At 35.1% G+C, this 18,349-nt stretch carries 15 protein-coding genes; 7 read left to right on the top strand and 8 right to left on the bottom strand.

Features of this window, described 5'->3' with window-relative positions; all coding sequences use genetic code 11:
- Positions 1–168 precede the first annotated feature (168 nt).
- Positions 169–846 (bottom strand): pyrimidine 5'-nucleotidase, encoded by a 678-nt coding sequence (yjjG, locus tag OC457_RS18725; protein ID WP_080173878.1) that lies wholly within the window; start codon positions 844–846, stop codon positions 169–171.
- A gap of 243 nt (positions 847–1,089) precedes the next feature.
- Between yjjG and OC457_RS18730 the strand changes: the two genes are divergently transcribed.
- Positions 1,090–1,338 carry a GlsB/YeaQ/YmgE family stress response membrane protein gene (locus OC457_RS18730; RefSeq protein WP_080173877.1) on the top strand — a complete coding sequence of 83 codons (249 nt, stop codon included), beginning with the start codon at positions 1,090–1,092 and terminating at the stop codon, positions 1,336–1,338.
- A 405-nt stretch (positions 1,339–1,743) separates the two neighbouring features.
- Positions 1,744–4,092: a glycosyl hydrolase family 18 protein gene (locus tag OC457_RS18735; RefSeq protein ID WP_080173876.1), complete on the top strand. Its 2,349-nt coding sequence runs from the start codon at positions 1,744–1,746 to the stop codon at positions 4,090–4,092.
- A 112-nt stretch (positions 4,093–4,204) separates the two neighbouring features.
- On the opposite strand, the gene dcuC is transcribed toward OC457_RS18735, so the two are convergent.
- From dcuC to OC457_RS18750, 3 genes are all read right to left on the bottom strand, one after another.
- Positions 4,205–5,557 carry a C4-dicarboxylate transporter DcuC gene (gene dcuC / locus OC457_RS18740; RefSeq protein WP_080173875.1) on the bottom strand — a complete coding sequence of 451 codons (1,353 nt, stop codon included), beginning with the start codon at positions 5,555–5,557 and terminating at the stop codon, positions 4,205–4,207.
- A gap of 327 nt (positions 5,558–5,884) precedes the next feature.
- On the bottom strand, positions 5,885–6,160 hold the full coding sequence (locus OC457_RS18745) for a nitrogenase-stabilizing/protective protein NifW (protein WP_080173874.1): 276 nt from the start codon (positions 6,158–6,160) through the stop codon (positions 5,885–5,887).
- 138 nt (positions 6,161–6,298) lie between these two features.
- Positions 6,299–7,078: a RelA/SpoT domain-containing protein gene (locus OC457_RS18750; RefSeq protein ID WP_080173873.1), complete on the bottom strand. Its 780-nt coding sequence runs from the start codon at positions 7,076–7,078 to the stop codon at positions 6,299–6,301.
- Between the two features lie 339 nt (positions 7,079–7,417).
- On the opposite strand from OC457_RS18750, the gene OC457_RS18755 reads away from it, so the two are divergent.
- A complete protein-coding gene (locus OC457_RS18755) occupies positions 7,418–7,747 on the top strand; it encodes a hypothetical protein (protein WP_080173872.1) in 330 nt (109 codons plus the stop codon).
- 51 nt (positions 7,748–7,798) lie between these two features.
- On the opposite strand, the gene OC457_RS18760 is transcribed toward OC457_RS18755, so the two are convergent.
- Both OC457_RS18760 and OC457_RS18765 read right to left on the bottom strand, forming a co-directional pair.
- Entirely contained in the window at positions 7,799–8,158 is a 360-nt protein-coding gene (locus OC457_RS18760; RefSeq protein ID WP_080173871.1) for a HopJ type III effector protein, read from the bottom strand.
- A gap of 74 nt (positions 8,159–8,232) precedes the next feature.
- On the bottom strand, positions 8,233–8,625 hold the full coding sequence (locus OC457_RS18765) for a DUF2750 domain-containing protein (protein WP_045036460.1): 393 nt from the start codon (positions 8,623–8,625) through the stop codon (positions 8,233–8,235).
- Positions 8,626–9,036: 411 nt separating this feature from the next.
- Between OC457_RS18765 and OC457_RS18770 the strand changes: the two genes are divergently transcribed.
- Complete coding sequence (locus OC457_RS18770; RefSeq protein WP_080173870.1) at positions 9,037–10,383, top strand: sigma-54-dependent transcriptional regulator; 1,347 nt, start codon at positions 9,037–9,039, stop codon at positions 10,381–10,383.
- Here the strand turns inward: OC457_RS18770 and OC457_RS18775 are convergent, their stop codons facing one another.
- Both OC457_RS18775 and OC457_RS18780 read right to left on the bottom strand, forming a co-directional pair.
- Complete coding sequence (locus OC457_RS18775) at positions 10,384–11,226, bottom strand: endonuclease/exonuclease/phosphatase family protein (RefSeq protein WP_262054081.1); 843 nt, start codon at positions 11,224–11,226, stop codon at positions 10,384–10,386.
- Between the two features lie 232 nt (positions 11,227–11,458).
- Positions 11,459–12,565: a GGDEF domain-containing protein gene (locus OC457_RS18780; RefSeq protein ID WP_080173868.1), complete on the bottom strand. Its 1,107-nt coding sequence runs from the start codon at positions 12,563–12,565 to the stop codon at positions 11,459–11,461.
- A gap of 321 nt (positions 12,566–12,886) precedes the next feature.
- Here OC457_RS18780 and nrdD point away from each other — a divergent pair, with 321 nt between their 5' ends.
- The 3 genes from nrdD to OC457_RS18795 all read left to right on the top strand — a co-directional run bounded on the left by nrdD (position 12,887) and on the right by OC457_RS18795 (position 18,268).
- The gene (gene nrdD, locus OC457_RS18785; RefSeq protein WP_080173867.1) at positions 12,887–15,022 is read left to right on the top strand and encodes an anaerobic ribonucleoside-triphosphate reductase; all 2,136 of its coding nucleotides are present in this window, start codon (positions 12,887–12,889) and stop codon (positions 15,020–15,022) included.
- 412 nt (positions 15,023–15,434) lie between these two features.
- Positions 15,435–15,908: an anaerobic ribonucleoside-triphosphate reductase-activating protein gene (gene nrdG, locus OC457_RS18790; RefSeq protein WP_080173866.1), complete on the top strand. Its 474-nt coding sequence runs from the start codon at positions 15,435–15,437 to the stop codon at positions 15,906–15,908.
- A 305-nt stretch (positions 15,909–16,213) separates the two neighbouring features.
- Positions 16,214–18,268, top strand: coding sequence for an EAL domain-containing protein (locus OC457_RS18795; protein WP_080173865.1), 2,055 nt, complete (start codon positions 16,214–16,216; stop codon positions 18,266–18,268).
- Positions 18,269–18,349: the final 81 nt, after the last annotated feature.

The following is an 18,349-nucleotide window of genomic DNA, read 5'->3' on the forward strand; positions in this document are numbered from 1 at the left end:
ATGTTCTGAGACATAGCTTATACGCTCTAAATAAAAATGAGGCTCAAACTTAATCGGAATTGAGACGCTTGTAAAGCATGGTAAGGATATTTTTTTAATATTAATTAACTGAATGCAATATAAACAGCTGAATTATAGCCATAATATAATTCAGCTGTTTATAAAATATTATTCACTAAGTAGCAATGTTTGTAATTCTGTTAATGAAGAGACGGTATAAGTAGGATTAATACCTTCTGGTTGTGGCTTTTGATCGATATTAAGCCAACACGTATCCATACCAGCATTGATTCCACCTAAAATATCAGACTGAGGATTATCACCAACCATAAGAATATCTTGACGTTGAGTCATGTTCATTTTTTGGCAAGCATAATCAAAAATACGAATATCAGGTTTAGCGACACCCACTTGCTCTGAGATAATCAAGACATCAAAAAATTTTTTAAAATCTGTACGTTGCAAACGTATTTCTTGTAGTGCAGTAAATCCATTAGTAATAATACCGAGTTTTACCTGTGGCTTTAATGCTTCTAGCAATGTTTTGGCCCCTTTTAATGGAGTACAAATATCCGCCATTGCCATTAAGAAATCATGATTAAGCTGCTCTGTGGATAACGAAAGCGTTGTAGCCCATGATTTAAAGCGAATATTTTGTAACTCCGTTGCTGAAATTTTACCATTTTGATAATCAACCCATAATGGTCTATTAATGGTTTCATAACATTCGAAATCAGCGGGGGTAAAGGTAACATTATGACGTGAAAACATCAGTTGAAGGCCGCGAAAGGCATCAAAATGAAACAATGTTTCATCAGCATCAAATAAAATCCATTGGTATTTCATTAAGTGTCATTCTCTCTTTCTATAACGTGAAAAATAAGTGTTATTAATTCTTAGTGAGTAGATTGTAGTTTACTTGATATGAGGATGTACAAGCTAGAAAATCACTATCAAGTGGTATGACTTATGAGTTATCTCTATGGATATGTAATTTTTATTGAACTCAATAGTGTGATATATGTCTATTTATACCATAATCACATTAACTCTTTTAATAGTGAAAAATTAGCCAATTGAGGAAAGAACATGGGCATTTTATCTTGGATTATTTTAGGTTTAATTGCTGGCGCATTAGCTAAATGGTTAATGCCAGGTGAAGATGGTGGTGGCTGGATTGTAACCATGGCACTGGGTATTGGTGGTGCTTTTGTTGGTGGTTTTGTAGGTAAGTTTATTGGTCTTGGCCATGCTAACGGTGTAAATCTAGGCAGTATTGTAACGGCCACATTAGGTGCATTTATCCTATTGTTTATCTATAATAAATTTATTCGTTAATAATAATATTGTTACCATTGTGGTTAATAGTGTAAGTGAATCGTTCTATGCGATTCGCTTTTTTTTTGCGTGTATTTACACAAATATTGTCCTAAAAAATATCCTATCAGCGATAGAATGATATTTTTATATAAATATTATCTCTGTTTTTTTATTTATTTAGCCTGCCCATTTATACTTTTTTTTGAATATAGTGGCTAAAAATTGATGTCACTCGATCTTGTTGTTGCATTAATGTTAGCTATTGAGCCTAAAAATATGAATTTTTTTCGCTAAACTAAAAAAGATCACTCACACTGTGCCTAGATTGTTAATGACAGACATCATTATTGATCGTTATAAAATCAGTTGAACGTATAAAAACTGATATAGCAATTAGCTATTCATCATAACGTGGAGCACAAAATGGAAAAGGGATTTAATAAAACGAACATTGCAGCCATTATTGCTGGTTTTTTATTAGCAAGTACGGCATCTCAAGTACAAGCCGCACCGACTCATGATAAAAATGTAATTGGTTATTTAACGCAGTGGGAAGCATGGAAAGGTACTAATGCGGGTTTTTCGGTTAAAGGTGAAGCGACGCATTTAAACGTAGATATGGATATTTACTCTATTCTTAATTTCTCATTTTTTGGTGTTGCGAAAGACGGTACGTTACACAGTGGTGATTTACGAAATAAACAAATTTATAAGCCAGGTAGCGTGCAAGAGCCAGGTTCATTATTACACCCTGATGTTTATTCAAGCTGGGATTTCCATATTTTGTGGGGTGAATTGGAATATATTCACCAGTTCCCCGTTGATGAGCCATGGGATGCTGAAAATGCTGCAAAAGTAAAAGCACAGGGTTTTGTTAAAAGTGGTAATGGTTGGCGTCATAAGCCAACAGGCATTGAAGGAAATATGCCGATTCCACTTAAAAAAGAGGGGGGGGCACCAGGTCTGATTGATCTTGCTAACCAAAAAGGCGTTAAGGTTATGGCGTCGTTAGGTGGCTGGAGTATGTCTAAACACTTTCCCGAAATGGCAGCAGATCCTGTTAAAAAGGCCCGTTTCCTTAATGATTTAGATAAGTTAATGGCATTAGGTTTTCATGGTATTGATATCGATTGGGAATATCCTGGGTTTGGTGGAATGAATTTTGCTGGAGATCCAGCGGATTTTGCTAACTTTGAACAACTAATGGAAGATATTCGTAAGCGTATTGGCCCTGATAAACTATTAACCGCAGCATTTTCGGCATCTACGGCTAAGCTCGAAGGCTTTAATTGGCCACGCCTCGTTAAATCAATGGATTACTTTAATATGATGACCTATGACCTTAATGGTGCATGGTCAAATGTAACGGGGCATAATGCGCCATTATATCCATATCCAGAAGAAGAATATGCTGGACTCGATCTAGACACATTACGTATTTGGATGGCAGAAAAAGGCATTCCATCAGAGAAAATCAACTTTGGTGCTGCATTTTATGGTCGAGGTGTACAAACGACCGAAGCTGAGGCTTACTTAGGTGCGCCAACAGATAAGCGTATTTATAATATGTCTGTTGATGGTCCGCTATTGAGTGCTGTTGATGTTGATAACTGGAAAGAATTTGAAGGTTCACCGAACTATAACTACATTGTTAAAACGTCAGGCTGGGAACATAAGTGGGATGCAAATGCAGAAGTCCCTTATGCCGTGAAAGGTAAATATTTCTTAAGTTATGATGATGTGCCTTCGATTAAAAAGAAAGCACAGTACATTGTTGATAATGACTTAGGTGGCGTGATTGTATGGCAAGTACACGGTGATATTCAGTGTGAAGGTACTTTTATTAACCATGGTAGTAAGTTAAAAGAGTGTACTAAATTAAGTTCGCCGCTAGCTGAAGCGATTGATGATGTCTTTAGTGCTGATACAACACCAAATGCTGCACCAGAATTAACAGTACCAAGTGCTCAATCTGTAGTTGCTGGCGAGACTATCAGTTTTAGTGTTTCAGCCACTGATGCTGAGGGTGACAGATTAAGTTTTAGCTCGGTAGAAGCACAAGTAACAGATAATGGCGATGGCACAGCAACCATTACTTATACTGCACCAAATACAGCAACAGATATAGTGGCATCTGTAGTGGTTAAAGTGACTGATGGGCGCAAGAGTGCAACTAAGTCTGTGGTTGTTAATGTGAAGGGCTCTGGTGTTATTGAAAATACAGCACCAGAGCTAACGGTACCTGCAACCGTCGATGTTGAAAGTGGTCAAAATGTTGTTATTGCAGTAACTGCAACGGATGCTGACGGTGATATGCTCACTTATTCGGCGTCAACTGGGCAGGTAGTGGTTACGGCAACAGGAGCTAATATTACTGTCACCGCACCTACGGTGACAACAGATACTGCTATTAATGTCGTAATTACTGTTTCTGATGGTCAAGCATCTACTCAACAAACAGTTGTTGTTAATGTAAAAGCAGAGGGTGGTACTGTAGGTGATACGTGGAATGCCGATAGTATCTATAACAGTGGCGATACCGTGGTTTATAACGGTATTACATATACTGCACAGTGGTGGACTAAAGGTGAAACTCCTGGAACATCATCGGTATGGGTAGAAGAAGAGACTGGTGAAGTTGGCGGGTGGTCGGCATCGAAAACGTATACTGGTGGTGATGAGGTTATCTTTGATGGTAATAATTACCGCGCGAAATGGTGGACTAAAGGTGACAAACCCGGCAATGCAAATGGTCCTTGGGAACGCATCTAACCTTATTTGTCGGTATAAACTTAGTTGTCAGTATAAATAAGAGACAATAAAAACCCCGTATAGTTACTTATCATTATAATAACTAACGGGGTTTTCTTTATATGGCAATAAATTATAAGCCTAAAATCAGTGACATTGCAGTTGAAACAATCAGCGCACCAATCATTGGAATCGCGGTACGTTTCACTAATTCAAAAGGTGACACATCAGCAACACCTGCAACAGCAACAATTGCACCTGTAATCGGCGACATTGAACGTGCAATACCTGATGCTAATTGCATTGGCATCAACATAACAACAGCATTAACACCGACTTTATTAGCAATATCTGGCACCATCGCTGCAAATGAGAAGAATGGTGCATTGCCTGATCCCATTAAAATTGCGGCAAAAGTAATAATAATTACCATTAATATGATCATTAATGCAGGTGATACAGAAGCATTAATAGCAAAGTTAATGACAGTATCAAGCAAGCCAATGACTTTCATACCATGTGCAAACACTTGACCGGCAATAACCAGCGTTACAACTCGTGCAAATTGTTTTCCCATGCTATCGAAATAAACCAAAATATCTTTAAAGATAGGTTTAGCGCCATGACGAATACCTTCACATACCATTGCAACAGCAATCGAAATAAACATTGCAGTAACGACATCAATTTTTACTGTTGCGATAGCCATCGGGCTAAAGATCATGATCAGTGCTAGAGGTATAATAGGTAATAGTGCATACCATGCTGGTGGCGCGACTTGAACTTCTTCCGTTTGTAGTTCAACAATATCATTCGCTGTAGCGCGACGATCAAACCATTGTTGTACAAAAAAATGTAGCGTGGCGATAGTTATCATTGTTACGATTGCAACAGGTAACTGGTAAGTAATGAAATATTCAGTTACGGGAACATTAGCAGTACGTGCGGCTAAATTTACGTTACCAGATGCCGGGCCTAAATCTAAACAAGCGGCTGTTGCGATAACTGCAACCCCAGACATTTTACTTACCCCAAGACGTACTAAAATAGGGTAAAGAGTCACCATCAATAGCAGTCCAAGACCTGATGCACTTGGAATAAAGATATTCAGAATCTGACCCATGATATAACCCAGAGCCATAACAAAATAAGGTGCTTTAAAGTAGCCTAATGGTTTAATTGCAATATTAACCAACGCACGTGATGCACCGATGTGATCCATATATTTAGCAAAACCGCCTACGGCCATGATGATAAGCCCAAGCGTACCGACTGTTTTTGCCGTTGTATTTTTTAGGAATGTAAAGATATCAAGCCATTGATTACCGCTTGAGATATTTTCAGGAAGTGGCGTACCTGTACTAAAAATAATAGCCGCAGCCATCATTATAATACCGCCTAGCAGTAATGTTGTTTGTGGGTTGTATTTCTTGTAAATCAATAGACCTACAAGGAATATAATTACAAGACTAAAAATTGTGACCATTATCTATCTCCATATTGGAAAGCATCCATTTATATGGCGAAGGATAATAGAAGATTGAAAACGTTTTCACGATGATAAATTAGGCAAATTGAAAGTAAATTAGTGTAACCATGATGATGGTCAAACAAATAATATTGTCAATAGCAGACGTGTAAACAATAAAAAACAAATAAGTGCATTCGTAATAACAAAAAATAAACACCATGGTGATATTGATTAGTTTTATCAATAAGTTACATTATTCTTATGTGGTATTTTTTCAATAAATGATTTTGACGTTTTGAAATAGTATTTGATGGTTTGGAGCATTTTAATTAACACATTACTTTACCGTCTTTGACAGCTGGTGCAACCACGGCAAGCTCGGCTTGTGGTTTTATCTAATTGTGAACGTTGTACTCGGCAATAAGCATTCTTTAATGCTCTACGAGCTGCAAACCAATCATTTGGTTTTTCTATAATTAAATAACCATTAAATCGTTTAATGAGCTGTATGCGGTTAATGTTAATAAATTGGCTATCATAACCAATATCGAAATAATCAAGTGCTTGCTCAATAGCGGTAAAGCTTCTGATTGTCGCTAAAATATCAGGTTGGTGCATACTGTCATCTTTATTATTATGTTGAGTAGAAGATAACATGATTGTGAATGGAAGTGGGTGGGCGGTTGCTAAATAAACAACTAAGCCCGCAATTAATGAATATCATCACGGGCTTTATTCTTTATTTGAGTCTGACAGTTATGCTGCTTGTGGCTGTAAGTAACCTAGCCATGCAGTGTGATATAGCTGGTGAGATTGTTGACGTAGTTGATTAATTTGTGCTGTTTCAAATTCAGATAATGGGCGCTGTTGTTGCTGTGCTAGACGTTCAATATGCTGAATTTTTTCATAAAGATCGTGTTCTGGACCATTTTTAATTGTTGATATTTCATCTAAGTGCAGCTGAACCTCTGTAATAATTTGACTATGAGGTAAGCGAACTAATACGTTCAAATCACGGTAACCTGATGGCGTTGGATTCTTGAAACGATTCTTCACACTGACAATCGTTGTCTCTTTTACAAGTAATTCATAAGCTTGAATTAATGCTGGAATATTTTTAGCAACAATAGATCCGCGTGCAATATCGGTGATTCTATTTGTTTCACCATGTAATTCAGTTGCAATTTTTTGTTGTGAACGCTGGGCTGATTTAATATTAGGAATAACAATATCAGTCGTTGATGCAAGGCTAACGCTTTGTAGCAATGTTTGTAATTCTACTTGTGCATTAGTTGATGCTAAATAAAGATCATTAAAATTGTTAAAAGGCTGACGCAGATTATCATCTCGCCATGATTGAATGCTGTATAAACCACTTAAATCACGCTGAAAAGCTTTACGGCTAGCTTGTGTCTGGCGTGTTTGTGATTGGTCATGAGTATTGAAAGCGGGAGCGATCGCTGGAGCTGCCACAACGGTGCGGCTAAGCATACAAAAAAGAACAAAACTTGTACGTAAAACAGATTTTATGTTCATTAAACAACTCCTAAAAATATTGCAATTGCAATATCGAAACATACTAAAACGGGCATAGCGAAAAGTGGGTATGTCGGTTGTAATGTGTTATCTGTTTACATGTTAGTAACTTTACCCTGAATGACGATTGAATACTGTGCTGATATTCATAGTTTTGAATTATTTTTTACAGTTTATTTACATTGTTTGTAAATATGGTTCATAAAACGGGCATCATGACATTAGCTGTTATGTTGTCTATGCGCTTTGTCAGAAATGACTGCAATTAAATAGGCGTAGAATACAGCACAGTAATGAGGGTACTATTAATGCGATAAGAGATATTTTTAAGGGAAGAAGATGCAGGAAAATTTATTAATTGGTTTTATTGTCATTTGGTTAGGCTTAACGGTGGGAAGTGTGATGCTATTCCAACGCGGTAATGATGTGGCTAAAAAACGTCGTTTATGGCCGATTTATACGGTGTTTAGTAATGTTGTTATTGGTGGTTTTATTATTTTTATGCAACCGCCTACCGCATGGATGATTTCAATATTGATTTTATTAGTTCCTGTAACGTTACTAACTATTCGTTCAACAAAGTTCTGCGATAGTTGTGGACAGGCAAGCCGCTCTCCTTTTTTTATGAAGCCGCCACAAACGTGTAGTCATTGTAAAAAGCCTTTATAATTTATAGGGCAGTTCGATAAAAACCATTGTAATAAATTTCAGCAGTGGTTTTTATTTCTCTTTTTTAAGGGTTAACGGAAAGCGCTCAAAATGAATATGTGCGGGACCTGAAATCATAAATTGACGAATATTTTGATGATCATTATTGTGTGGGTGCTTAATGACATCATCACGATAAAATGTGCCGAAACAAGCTAATGTTTCAGATTTAGAGAGTTGGTGTAAATGTGCAAACGCAAATATTTTACATGAGCCTTCATTTGTCCCCTCAAGATTAATTACCGCATTATTTGTTGGGCCATTAATGAATTGGGTGGGTTGATAATGATAGTTATTATTAATGGCTGTTATGATATCTTGAAATTTGACATTATTTTTTGTATTTTTGATTCTCTCAATGAGCGTTTCCATAAGATCCTATATGTAGATAACGGCATAAAAATAAGGCTAGCAGAATAAATGCTAGCCCATTGAAATATAATTAATTAGCGACGTTTATTGGCTAATGTTTTTAATTCGTAATCAAGTTCGTCAGGATAAATAACAAGACCTTCTTGTTCAGGAATAGGAAATACAACGAGTGCTAGTTCGTCATCTTCTAAACCATGTGTCCAGCGGCTATGCCATTTATTTAATGAAATAGCTTCAGCTTTACATGTTTCCCATTCGCCTGTTGCCCATGCTTCTGCAAATTCTTTATTTGGCCAAACAGGTACGCAATCTTCATCGTCAGTATTAAGCATTACGCATCCATGTTCATCGATGAGAATCCATATTTCACGATTAGCAACCACTTCTTTTACTAAGTGTTTGTAACGTTTTTCTGCATCAAAACTCTGAATCGTTTCAATCATTGCTGCATCCAATGGAGTAGACATACTGTAGTCCTATTTATTACGTATTGTTATTTTAAGCAAGGATAAAACAAAAATAAGGCAACGTCTTGTGTTATCCATGATTTTTTCTGTATTAATATGATCTTAGATCATAAGAACAATGTCTAACTATTTGCATTTTAATAAACAGTAAATTGTACAAATAAACAATAAAATACAAATTTGTCTTTTTTATTTTTTAAAAAAAGCAAATAAATTATATGATTTTTTTTATGCAACTCTTTTTTAATTCAATGAAATATAACAAGTATATCAGTGTTCGTATTATTAATAACTTTTGAATGGTGTATTTTTATTACTATTCTTAATGTTAATACAATGCAAAACAGGCTGATATTATCTATATTTTTTAATATAAATCGATCATGGCTATTTTCTTAAAAGGTGACTCTAATGGTAGCTATAAATGATAAAAAGAAGAGTAATGGACGTCTTGTTGCCATTGGCTGTACTTATGAACCTTGGATTGCATTATTAGAACAAGCGGGTTGGAAAACACATTGCTGTTATGATTTGAGAACGGCTGATGCAATATTAGAAGAATATAGTCCATGTGTATGTATTGTTGATTTAAGTAATAATGATTTTAGTTTAAATAGCATTTCACAACGAGCAAATAAAACCAAGTATGTTAAATGGATTGCTCTTATTAAAAAAGAACAATTAAAAATTGATTCTATTTGCCAATTTATAAATAATTTCTGTGTTGATTTCTTCTCTACCCCGATTCCCTCAAGTCAATTATTAGATACTGTGGGCCATCAGTTAGGAATGTTGGAAATTGAATCGACGTCTTGGGTTGATACTAATCATCAATGTGATATCGGATTATATGGTGAGTCTAAATCAATAAAGCATTTAAAAGATATGATAAAACGTGTATCTATGACTGATGTTAATATTTTATTAAGTGGTGAGCAAGGGGTTGGAAAGGAGCTTATTGCTAAGACAATTCATAACCTAAGTAAACGTCGAAGTGATGATATTACTATAATTAATTGTTCTTCATTAGCTGAAGATGATCAACGAGTGAGATTTTTAGAGCCACTTCAGAATGCAAGCTATAAAAATACGATTAAAAATGGCACCGTATTATTAAATAGCGTAGAAGAATTATCTAAACCATTACAATTGAAATTACTTAATTATTTACAACAACCAGAAAATGAAAAATTAAATGATCAAGATTACTTTGATGTACGCATTATTGCATCATCAAGCATTGACTTAGAACTGGCAGTAAAAAATGAGACATTTAATAAAGAACTTTATTATCGGTTAAACGTATTTCACGTTGCTGTACCTACATTAAGAGAGCGTGGTGCTGATATTATTTTATTAGCTGAATATTATTTACAAAAATTTTCTAAAGAATATAGCACACGAGCAATGCACTATAGTGAAGATGCAAAACAATTATTATTACGTTATAACTGGCCTGGTAATGTTCGTGAATTAATTAATCAAGTAAAACGGGTTTCACTATTAAATGACAGTAATGAAGTTAATCTTGAACATTTTGATTTACCTAAAAAAACAAATACTAAACAGAGTCTACGAACAATAAAAGATGAAGCAGAAAAAGATGTGTTAGTGATAATGCTTGAAACTCACAAAGGACAAGTTGCATCTGCTGCGAAAGATTTGGGTGTTTCACGTGCAACGATGTATCGGCTTCTTAATAAACATAATATTATTCCTGATGTTCGCTATTATAATAGCGGTTATGCTGCTGAGTAGTTAAGTATTATCTATCAAATTAATCGAAAGCGTAAATAATAAGGGGCAGTGATCACTAAGTGTGTGCTGCGAAAGTTGTTGTTTATTATATTGAATTTGATGCTGACTGATAGCTGTGATGTTTGTCGTTGCAAAAAGATGATCAATTAGCTTGTGGTAGGTACGATAGCGATATTTTGGGGTCGCTAATTTCACGGTACAATTGGCATTAATAGCAGCAGAGAGTCGATGAATTTTTGTTGAGTTATCTGTAATTTTATCGATGAATTGTTGGTTATCGATGATCTGATGATTAATATCACCAACAATAATCAAAGACTGTGATTTGTGTTGTTGACTCTTCTTAACCCATTGTTTAATTAAGAACAACTGTTGTGCGAGTGTTTTGCATGATTTACTTCTTTGCTTTGAAAGCTGTTTATTAGTAAAGCAACCAGATTTGAGATGAAGGTTGAGTATTATTATGGGCTGTTTATTAATAATTATTTTAATGACGCTACCATAACGTAGTTTGTTTTTAAATGGTCGTATATTATCTGATGTGACTGCTGGTGAACTTAATTGTGATAAATCTGCTATATCATCGACAACGATATGACGCTTAACAGCAAAACCCGTATATTGGTTATTTATTTTAAATCTATCTTGTGGGCTATGAATGCGATCTGAAACGTATATTTGATATTGGTGGTGATCGATTATTTGATATAACGCATCAGTACTATCAACTTCTTGAAATGCCAAAATATCAGGAGAATAAGTGATAAATAGTTGTTGTAAAGCCTGATAGTCTGCGGCAGATCGTATAATTGGTGATGTTGGTTTTGTTGACAGCCATTGCATGTTCCAACTCATTAAAGTAAAGGGTTGTGCGTAGCTATTTTTGGCAACTAATAATGTGAATAATAGAAGCAGTATAGTGGATGAAGAGGGCATAGTCAGTCTTGTCATTATTATTGGCATGACGTTAACTGTGCCTTAGATGCGTTGAAAAATAGATAATTTATAATTTATTACTGTGATAGTGACGTTATCATTATATTTAAGTGTAATTATGCCATTACATTTTTCATTTTTATGCGCTGTAGTATTGATTACGGCCTAATCGTTTGGCGTTATAAAGATGCTTATCTGCAATCTCGATTAATTGATTTGGTCGTTGGTTTATATGCCATGTAGCAATTCCTTGGCTGACCGTAACGTAATTATCAATCTCAGAGCATGGATGTTCAATAGCTAATGCTGCTAGGTTTTGTTTAATACGCTTAGCGACACGGCATGCTCCATCAGTATCAGTATTGGGCAATAATACAACGAATTCTTCCCCCCCATAACGAGAGACGGTGTCATTGTGTCTTAGTAAGCTCGTGCTGATTGTTGCTGCGACCGATTTTAGGCATATATCACCTTTGACATGGCCATTTTTATCATTGAAAAGCTTAAAATAATCAATATCAATTAAAATGATTGAGAGTGGAATATTATGATGTTTAGCATTAATAATTTGTTTATCGATGGCGAAATCAAAAAAACGACGATTATTAATTTGTGTTAGTTGGTCTGTAAAAGATAATTGTGCTAGTTCATTAAGTAAGCGTTTATTATCATGTTCTTGAGTTGTCCGTGTCGTAAACCATTTAAAAAGTAGTTGTCGACCGGATTCGATAATAATGAGAGTGATAATAAATTTAGTCAGCCCAAAAAGTAGGTTAAACCGTGGATCCTCAATACTGTACCAAGTTGTAAAAGCAAGAATGGGCAGCGTAGCAAGGTAAACAGCTACTCGATATGTGTAAAAGCTAAGTAGCGCAATCAAAAATAAGAGGTTTCCGACAATCTCGGCAATAACATAGGCGTGGCCTAAGTTATTAAGATTAATTATCGTCCCTCCCCATGTTATTCCGAATAATAAAGCATAAATAGCAGCAATAATTTTATAATGTTGTAATGTCTTATTATGTGAAAAAAATAGCCAACCGAATGCAAAAAGCAGCCCTTGAATGGCAAAAAGCAGGGTGGTTAGCAATAAATCGCTATTTTTGGTATGAATAAAGTCAATCCAAATAACGATTGTTATTAGCGTTAAAGTGACTAACGAAATTTTAGATGCCCAAATAAAGCCAATGCGTAGATTTTTATATATCGTATTATCAAGGCGCGTATCTAAGGACGAAAAATCCATTGTGCTACATCCATAATTATCGTGACTAGAATAGTCTCAAGTATTGCATGAAAGGCAAGTGTTTTTTTTAAATTTTTTGCTGAATGTGATAATAAATTTATTGACAATGAGCTTTACAAATAAGCTTACATTAAAAATTTTGTGGCTGCTCATAATCATCGTTCACAAGACAAACTGCTCGTTATAAAAATTGATCTCGATCAAGGTTTCTTTGCGCTAGATCGCGCCTAATACACCACATCTTGTTGCCGCTTATAAATAGAACACTATATTTTGTGTTTAAGTGACAGTGTCATTTTTCTGTGATTTTAGGAGCCTTGTGTGAATCCTGTAGTAATAAAGCGTGATGGTTGCCGTGTATCTTTCGATGTTTTACGCATTAAAGAAGCCGTTATTGGAGCAGCAAATTCCATCAGCGATTCAGAGTGCCATACAATGGACGAGGCCTATGCTACCTCAGTAGCTAACGCGGTATTAGCACAATTTTCGGGTACTGAGAATGTTGATATCCATGCCATTCAAGAAGCGGTAGAAACGCAGCTGATGGCGGGCCCACACAAGGTTGTTGCTCGTGCTTATATTGAATATCGTCATGATCGTGATATTTCTCGTGAGAAGAAAAGCCGTTTAAATAATGAAATTCGTGGCTTAATTGAACAAAGTAATGCTTCTTTGTTAAATGAGAATGCCAACAAAGACAGTAAAGTGATCCCGACGCAACGTGATCTACTTGCTGGTATTGTTGCTAAGCATTATGCCACTCAACATTTGTTACCTCGTGACATTGTTAAAGCACATGAAAGCGGTGAAATTCACTACCATGATTTAGACTACTCACCATTTTTCCCAATGTTCAACTGTATGCTAATTGATCTTAATGGCATGTTGACTCATGGCTTTAAGATGGGTAATGCTGAAATTGATACGCCGCGATCAATTTCAACCGCAACTGCAGTAACAGCACAAATTATTGCTCAAGTTGCGAGCCATATTTATGGTGGCACCACGATTAACCGTATTGATGAGGTATTAGCTCCTTATGTAACGGTTAGCTATGCCAAGCATTTAGAAGTAGCAACAGAGTGGGGTATTGCTGATCCTATTGCTTTTGCACAAGCACGCATTGAAAAAGAATGTTACGACGCATTTCAATCATTAGAATATGAAGTAAACACATTACATACTGCGAATGGTCAAACTCCTTTTGTAACTTTTGGCTTTGGTTTAGGCACATCGTGGGAATCGCGTTTAATTCAACAATCTATTCTTAAAAATCGTATTGCAGGTTTAGGTAAAAATCATAAAACAGCGGTATTCCCTAAGCTTGTTTTTGCGATTAAAGATGGCCTTAACCATAAGTCTGATGATGCTAACTACGATATTAAGCAATTGGCATTAGAGTGCGCATCTAAGCGTATGTACCCTGATATTCTAAACTATGACAAATTAGTTGAAGTAACCGGTTCGTTTAAAACGCCAATGGGTTGCCGTAGTTTCCTTGGTCCTTATGAAGAAAATGGTGAGCTTATTCATGAAGGTCGAAATAACCTTGGTGTAGTAAGTATCAACTTGCCACGTATTGCACTAGAAGCACAAGGTGATGAAGCGCGTTTCTTTGAGATTTTAGATGAACGTTTAGCGTTATCTCGTCGAGCACTAGATACACGTATTACTCGATTAAATGGCGTAAAAGCACGTGTTGCACCTATCCTTTATATGGAAGGCGCTTGTGGTGTACGTTTGAAAGAAGATGATGATGTATCTGAAATCTTTAAACATGGTCGTGCCTCAATTTCATTAGGCTACATTGGTATTCATGAAACAGTGAATGCATTGTATGGTAATGACACTCACGTTTATGATAGTGAAATGCTACGTGAAAAAGCGGTTGCTATTGTTCAGCGTCTACGTGATGCGACAGATGCATGGAAGGAAGAGTCAGGTTATGGCTTTAGTCTTTACAGTACACCAAGTGAAAATTTATGTAGCCGTTTCTGTGCTATTGATGCTAAAGAATTTGGCGTCGTTGCGGGCGTAACAGACCGCGGATTTTATACCAACAGCTTCCACTTAGATGTTGAGAAAAAAGTGAATCCATATGACAAGATTGACTTTGAAATGGCATACCCAGATATCGCAAATGGTGGCTTTATTTGTTATGGCGAATACCCAAATATTCAGCATAACCTTGAAGCGTTAGAAAACGTGTGGGATTACAGTTATACCCGCGTGCCATACTACGGTACTAATACACCGATTGATGAATGTTATGACTGTGGTTTTACTGGTGAATTTGACTGTACCAGTAAAGGTTTTACTTGTCCTAAATGCGGTAACCATGAGCCATCTCGCGTATCAGTAACTCGTCGTGTATGTGGATACTTAGGTAGCCCTGATGCACGTCCGTTTAACTTTGGTAAACAAGAAGAAGTGAAACGTCGCGTTAAACATATGTAACGATGATTTTCTGGTGGTATTATATACCACCAGTTTTTACTCGGAATAAAATATGTTCAATTATAATGAAAGCGTATTTTTTCGAGATAATAAAAAAGGCGCCTAGAGGCACCTTTTAATCAGATATTTCTAATTGTTATTAATCAATCAGTCAATCTAGCGTGAGAACTTGATTATAGCTGAAATAATAGTGATTAGACAATCTTTAAAAGATTAACTCTAGGGTTATGTCTCATTTTAGTGGAATATCATATTTATGAATAATCAACTAGAAATGTCATCTATTTGTGTTGCATATGCTTTGATTTTGCAATATCAACTAGATGTTAATATAGCTATTTATTTTATGTTTTAATAAGTTAAAAGCGCTTTCGGGCGCTTTTGTTATTTTTGTTATTAAAGAAGAACTGCTATGAATTACCACAATTACTACCCTGTAGATATCGTTAATGGTCCAGGTACTCGTGTAACTTTATTTGTTTCTGGTTGTGTGCATCAATGTAAAGGATGTTATAACCAAAGCACATGGCGTTTAGATGCTGGGCACTCGTTTACTCAAGCGATGGAAGATCAAGTAATTAATGATCTTAATGATACTCGTATTAAACGTCGTGGTTTATCGCTTTCTGGTGGTGATCCGCTTCATCCTCAAAATGTGGCAGCAGTTCTGCAATTAGTAAAGCGAGTACGTCGTGAGTGTGTGGGTAAAGATATTTGGTTATGGACTGGCTATTTATTATCAGAACTTACAGCAGAACAGCAGCAAATTGCTGACATCATTGATGTAATGGTCGATGGAAAATATGAACAAGCACAACGAAATCCTTCTTTAGTATGGAAAGGTAGTGAAAATCAAATCATTCATTATTTTAAGATTGATAACTAGAAGAAGCAGATCATTTAGCTAATTTTGGTTAATATTTTTGTCATTTTTTATTGCAATAATGTAATTCTTTAAGTTCAGGATAAACTTATCCACTGTTTCTGTGTATAACTATGGGAAAACACAATGGATAGTCATTGATTGCGCATTAATAGTCGTAATCAATAATCAAAAATTTACCAACTGCGTCGAAAAATTTATAAATTATAGTGTTTGGCGTTGCTTTTTAGATGAAATCTATTTGCTCTTTATTAAAAAAGCATTATATTTAACTCATTGAATATAATGCTTTTAAAGCAGAAAATATTATGCCAATCTTTGCGAAAATGTCTCAATTATCTGTTAATAAATATCTTGTTGCAGTCTCAAATGTTTTTTTAATGACATTACCATTGGTATTAATATCCACTTCCTGTGAATTAATGGCGCTATTTTTTGATTATTTTGATTTTGGTGATGTAGGAAAAACGATACATTATGTTGGTCAAATGACAAGCATTATGATTCCTATTTTAGTGAATTTTTATCTTGCCACTTATTTATCTGCTGTAAAACGTATTCCAAAGAGTACGGTTATCTCAACGTCATTAACTGTTTTTTTTATTGTTTCTTATCAGTGGAATTTAATATCACCTATTATCCCTTTGCCGAATAATTTCACTATATCACTGTTAACTGCATATGTTTCTTGTGAACTTTTTTATAAATTAAAACAAATAAAAATATTTAAAGTAAAAACGGGTCAATCTTTTATTGATATATCAATAAGTATGTTAGCTGGTGCTATAGTAACTATTCTAATGGCTCTATCAATAAGTGTTTTATTTCATAAATTATTTGAAAAATTATCCTCTATTATTTCTTGGTCATTTATTCCTCGTTTAGATCCGACTTCATTTATCGATGGATTAATTTATGAAGTATTACGTGGCTTATTTTGGATTATAGGTGTTAATGGGCATAATATTTTACATTCTTATAAAACAGAACTTTATAATGTTACGTTAGCAAATATTACTGAATGGCATAATTTTGGTATTGATTTGAATATCTTAAGTACTAATTTCTATGACTTTTTTACGGGTATCGGCGGTAGTGGCAATATGCTGAGCTTGGTTATTTGCATGTTGTTCTTTGCAAAAAGTAAAGGGTATAAGTTATTAGCTAAGGCGACATTAGTCTTATGTTTGTTTAATGTTAATGAGCCTATTTTGTATGGTGTTCCGGTTATCTTTAATCCAATTATGATTGTTCCTTTCTTAATTGTGCCGACAGTGAGTTTTGTTATCGCTTATAGTGCGATATATATCGGGATTGTACCTCCATTAAGTGAGGTTTATAGCTGGTTAATGCCCCCGTTTGTGAGTGGTTATATGGCAACAGGAGGAGCCATCTCTGGTGCTGTTTTACAATTATTTTTAGTATTAATTGGTATTGTTATCTATTTACCATTTTTTAAATTGATGGATAAGCGTAGTTTGGGGATCGGAGTTTCAGATATATTTTCAAATCGTTTATTTACCAGTGATGAAATAGAATCAAGAACTCGCTCAACCAGTTTTATACCATCATTACATAATAACCTTCGTGATCAGCGTGAAATTGAAAAATTACAAGCAAGTGGTGAGTTTATTCTTTATTACCAACCTCAGGTGGATATTAAGAATAATCGCATTGTTGGCTGTGAAGCCTTGATCCGTTTTAAAAATAATCAAGGAAAAATTTTACCTCCTACATTTCTAGCAGCATTTAATCAGTTGGGATTAATGCCCGAATTAGATTTGTGGGTATTAGATAAAGCGGTAAAAGCGACAGAAAAAATTATTATTGTTAACCCTAATTTTAAAATGTCGATTAATATTTCACCAAATACAGTACTTTTAAAAAATTTCGTTAATATTATCAAAGATCGAATTGCGAATAGTTCATTATCTTTTCATCATATAGAATTGGAGTTTACCGAAGAGCTATTAATTTTAGATGAAGTAAAAATTGCCACAATAATGGCAGACTTACAGCGTCTCGGAATTTCAGTTGCTTTAGATGATTTTGGTACGGGATATTCTTCTTTAGCGTATTTATCACGGTTTGAGTTTGATAAAGTTAAGATTGATCGATCATTAGTATTAAATATTGATAGTCAACGAGGAAAAGAACTTTTTCAAATAGCAGTACAGTTGGGAAAAATTACTCAGGCCGAAATTGTTGTGGAAGGTGTAGAAAAACAAGCCGAGCTAGACTTTATTGCCTCATTAGGTGTTCGTTATATTCAAGGCTTTTATTTTTATCGACCAATGGCAGAAGATGAATTATTTCAACGCGATTTATTAACGCCACAGCAATGTGAAGTTGTTGATAATTAATACGCCATAAAATAAATCGTTATAGTGAAAGACGGTTCTACTTCCATATTGAGCTTATATACGGTAAATTCGCTCTCCTTT

It is taken from the genome of Photobacterium toruni (assembly GCF_024529955.1).
Classification (GTDB): Bacteria; Pseudomonadota; Gammaproteobacteria; order Enterobacterales; family Vibrionaceae; genus Photobacterium; species Photobacterium toruni.

Coding starts and splice junctions, on each gene's coding strand:
- OC457_RS18755 (WP_080173872.1), top strand. CDS start 7,418: ATGCAGGAAAATTTATTAATTGGTTTTATTGTCATTTGGTTAGGCTTA.
- OC457_RS18745 (WP_080173874.1), bottom strand. CDS start 6,160: ATGCACCAACCTGATATTTTAGCGACAATCAGAAGCTTTACCGCTATT.
- OC457_RS18750 (WP_080173873.1), bottom strand. CDS start 7,078: ATGAACATAAAATCTGTTTTACGTACAAGTTTTGTTCTTTTTTGTATG.
- OC457_RS18765 (WP_045036460.1), bottom strand. CDS start 8,625: ATGTCTACTCCATTGGATGCAGCAATGATTGAAACGATTCAGAGTTTT.
- OC457_RS18735 (WP_080173876.1), top strand. CDS start 1,744: ATGGAAAAGGGATTTAATAAAACGAACATTGCAGCCATTATTGCTGGT.
- OC457_RS18730 (WP_080173877.1), top strand. CDS start 1,090: ATGGGCATTTTATCTTGGATTATTTTAGGTTTAATTGCTGGCGCATTA.
- OC457_RS18775 (WP_262054081.1), bottom strand. CDS start 11,226: ATGCAATGGCTGTCAACAAAACCAACATCACCAATTATACGATCTGCC.
- OC457_RS18795 (WP_080173865.1), top strand. CDS start 16,214: ATGCCAATCTTTGCGAAAATGTCTCAATTATCTGTTAATAAATATCTT.
- OC457_RS18780 (WP_080173868.1), bottom strand. CDS start 12,565: ATGGATTTTTCGTCCTTAGATACGCGCCTTGATAATACGATATATAAA.
- nrdG (WP_080173866.1), top strand. CDS start 15,435: ATGAATTACCACAATTACTACCCTGTAGATATCGTTAATGGTCCAGGT.
- yjjG (WP_080173878.1), bottom strand. CDS start 846: ATGAAATACCAATGGATTTTATTTGATGCTGATGAAACATTGTTTCAT.
- OC457_RS18760 (WP_080173871.1), bottom strand. CDS start 8,158: ATGGAAACGCTCATTGAGAGAATCAAAAATACAAAAAATAATGTCAAA.
- dcuC (WP_080173875.1), bottom strand. CDS start 5,557: ATGGTCACAATTTTTAGTCTTGTAATTATATTCCTTGTAGGTCTATTG.
- OC457_RS18770 (WP_080173870.1), top strand. CDS start 9,037: ATGGTAGCTATAAATGATAAAAAGAAGAGTAATGGACGTCTTGTTGCC.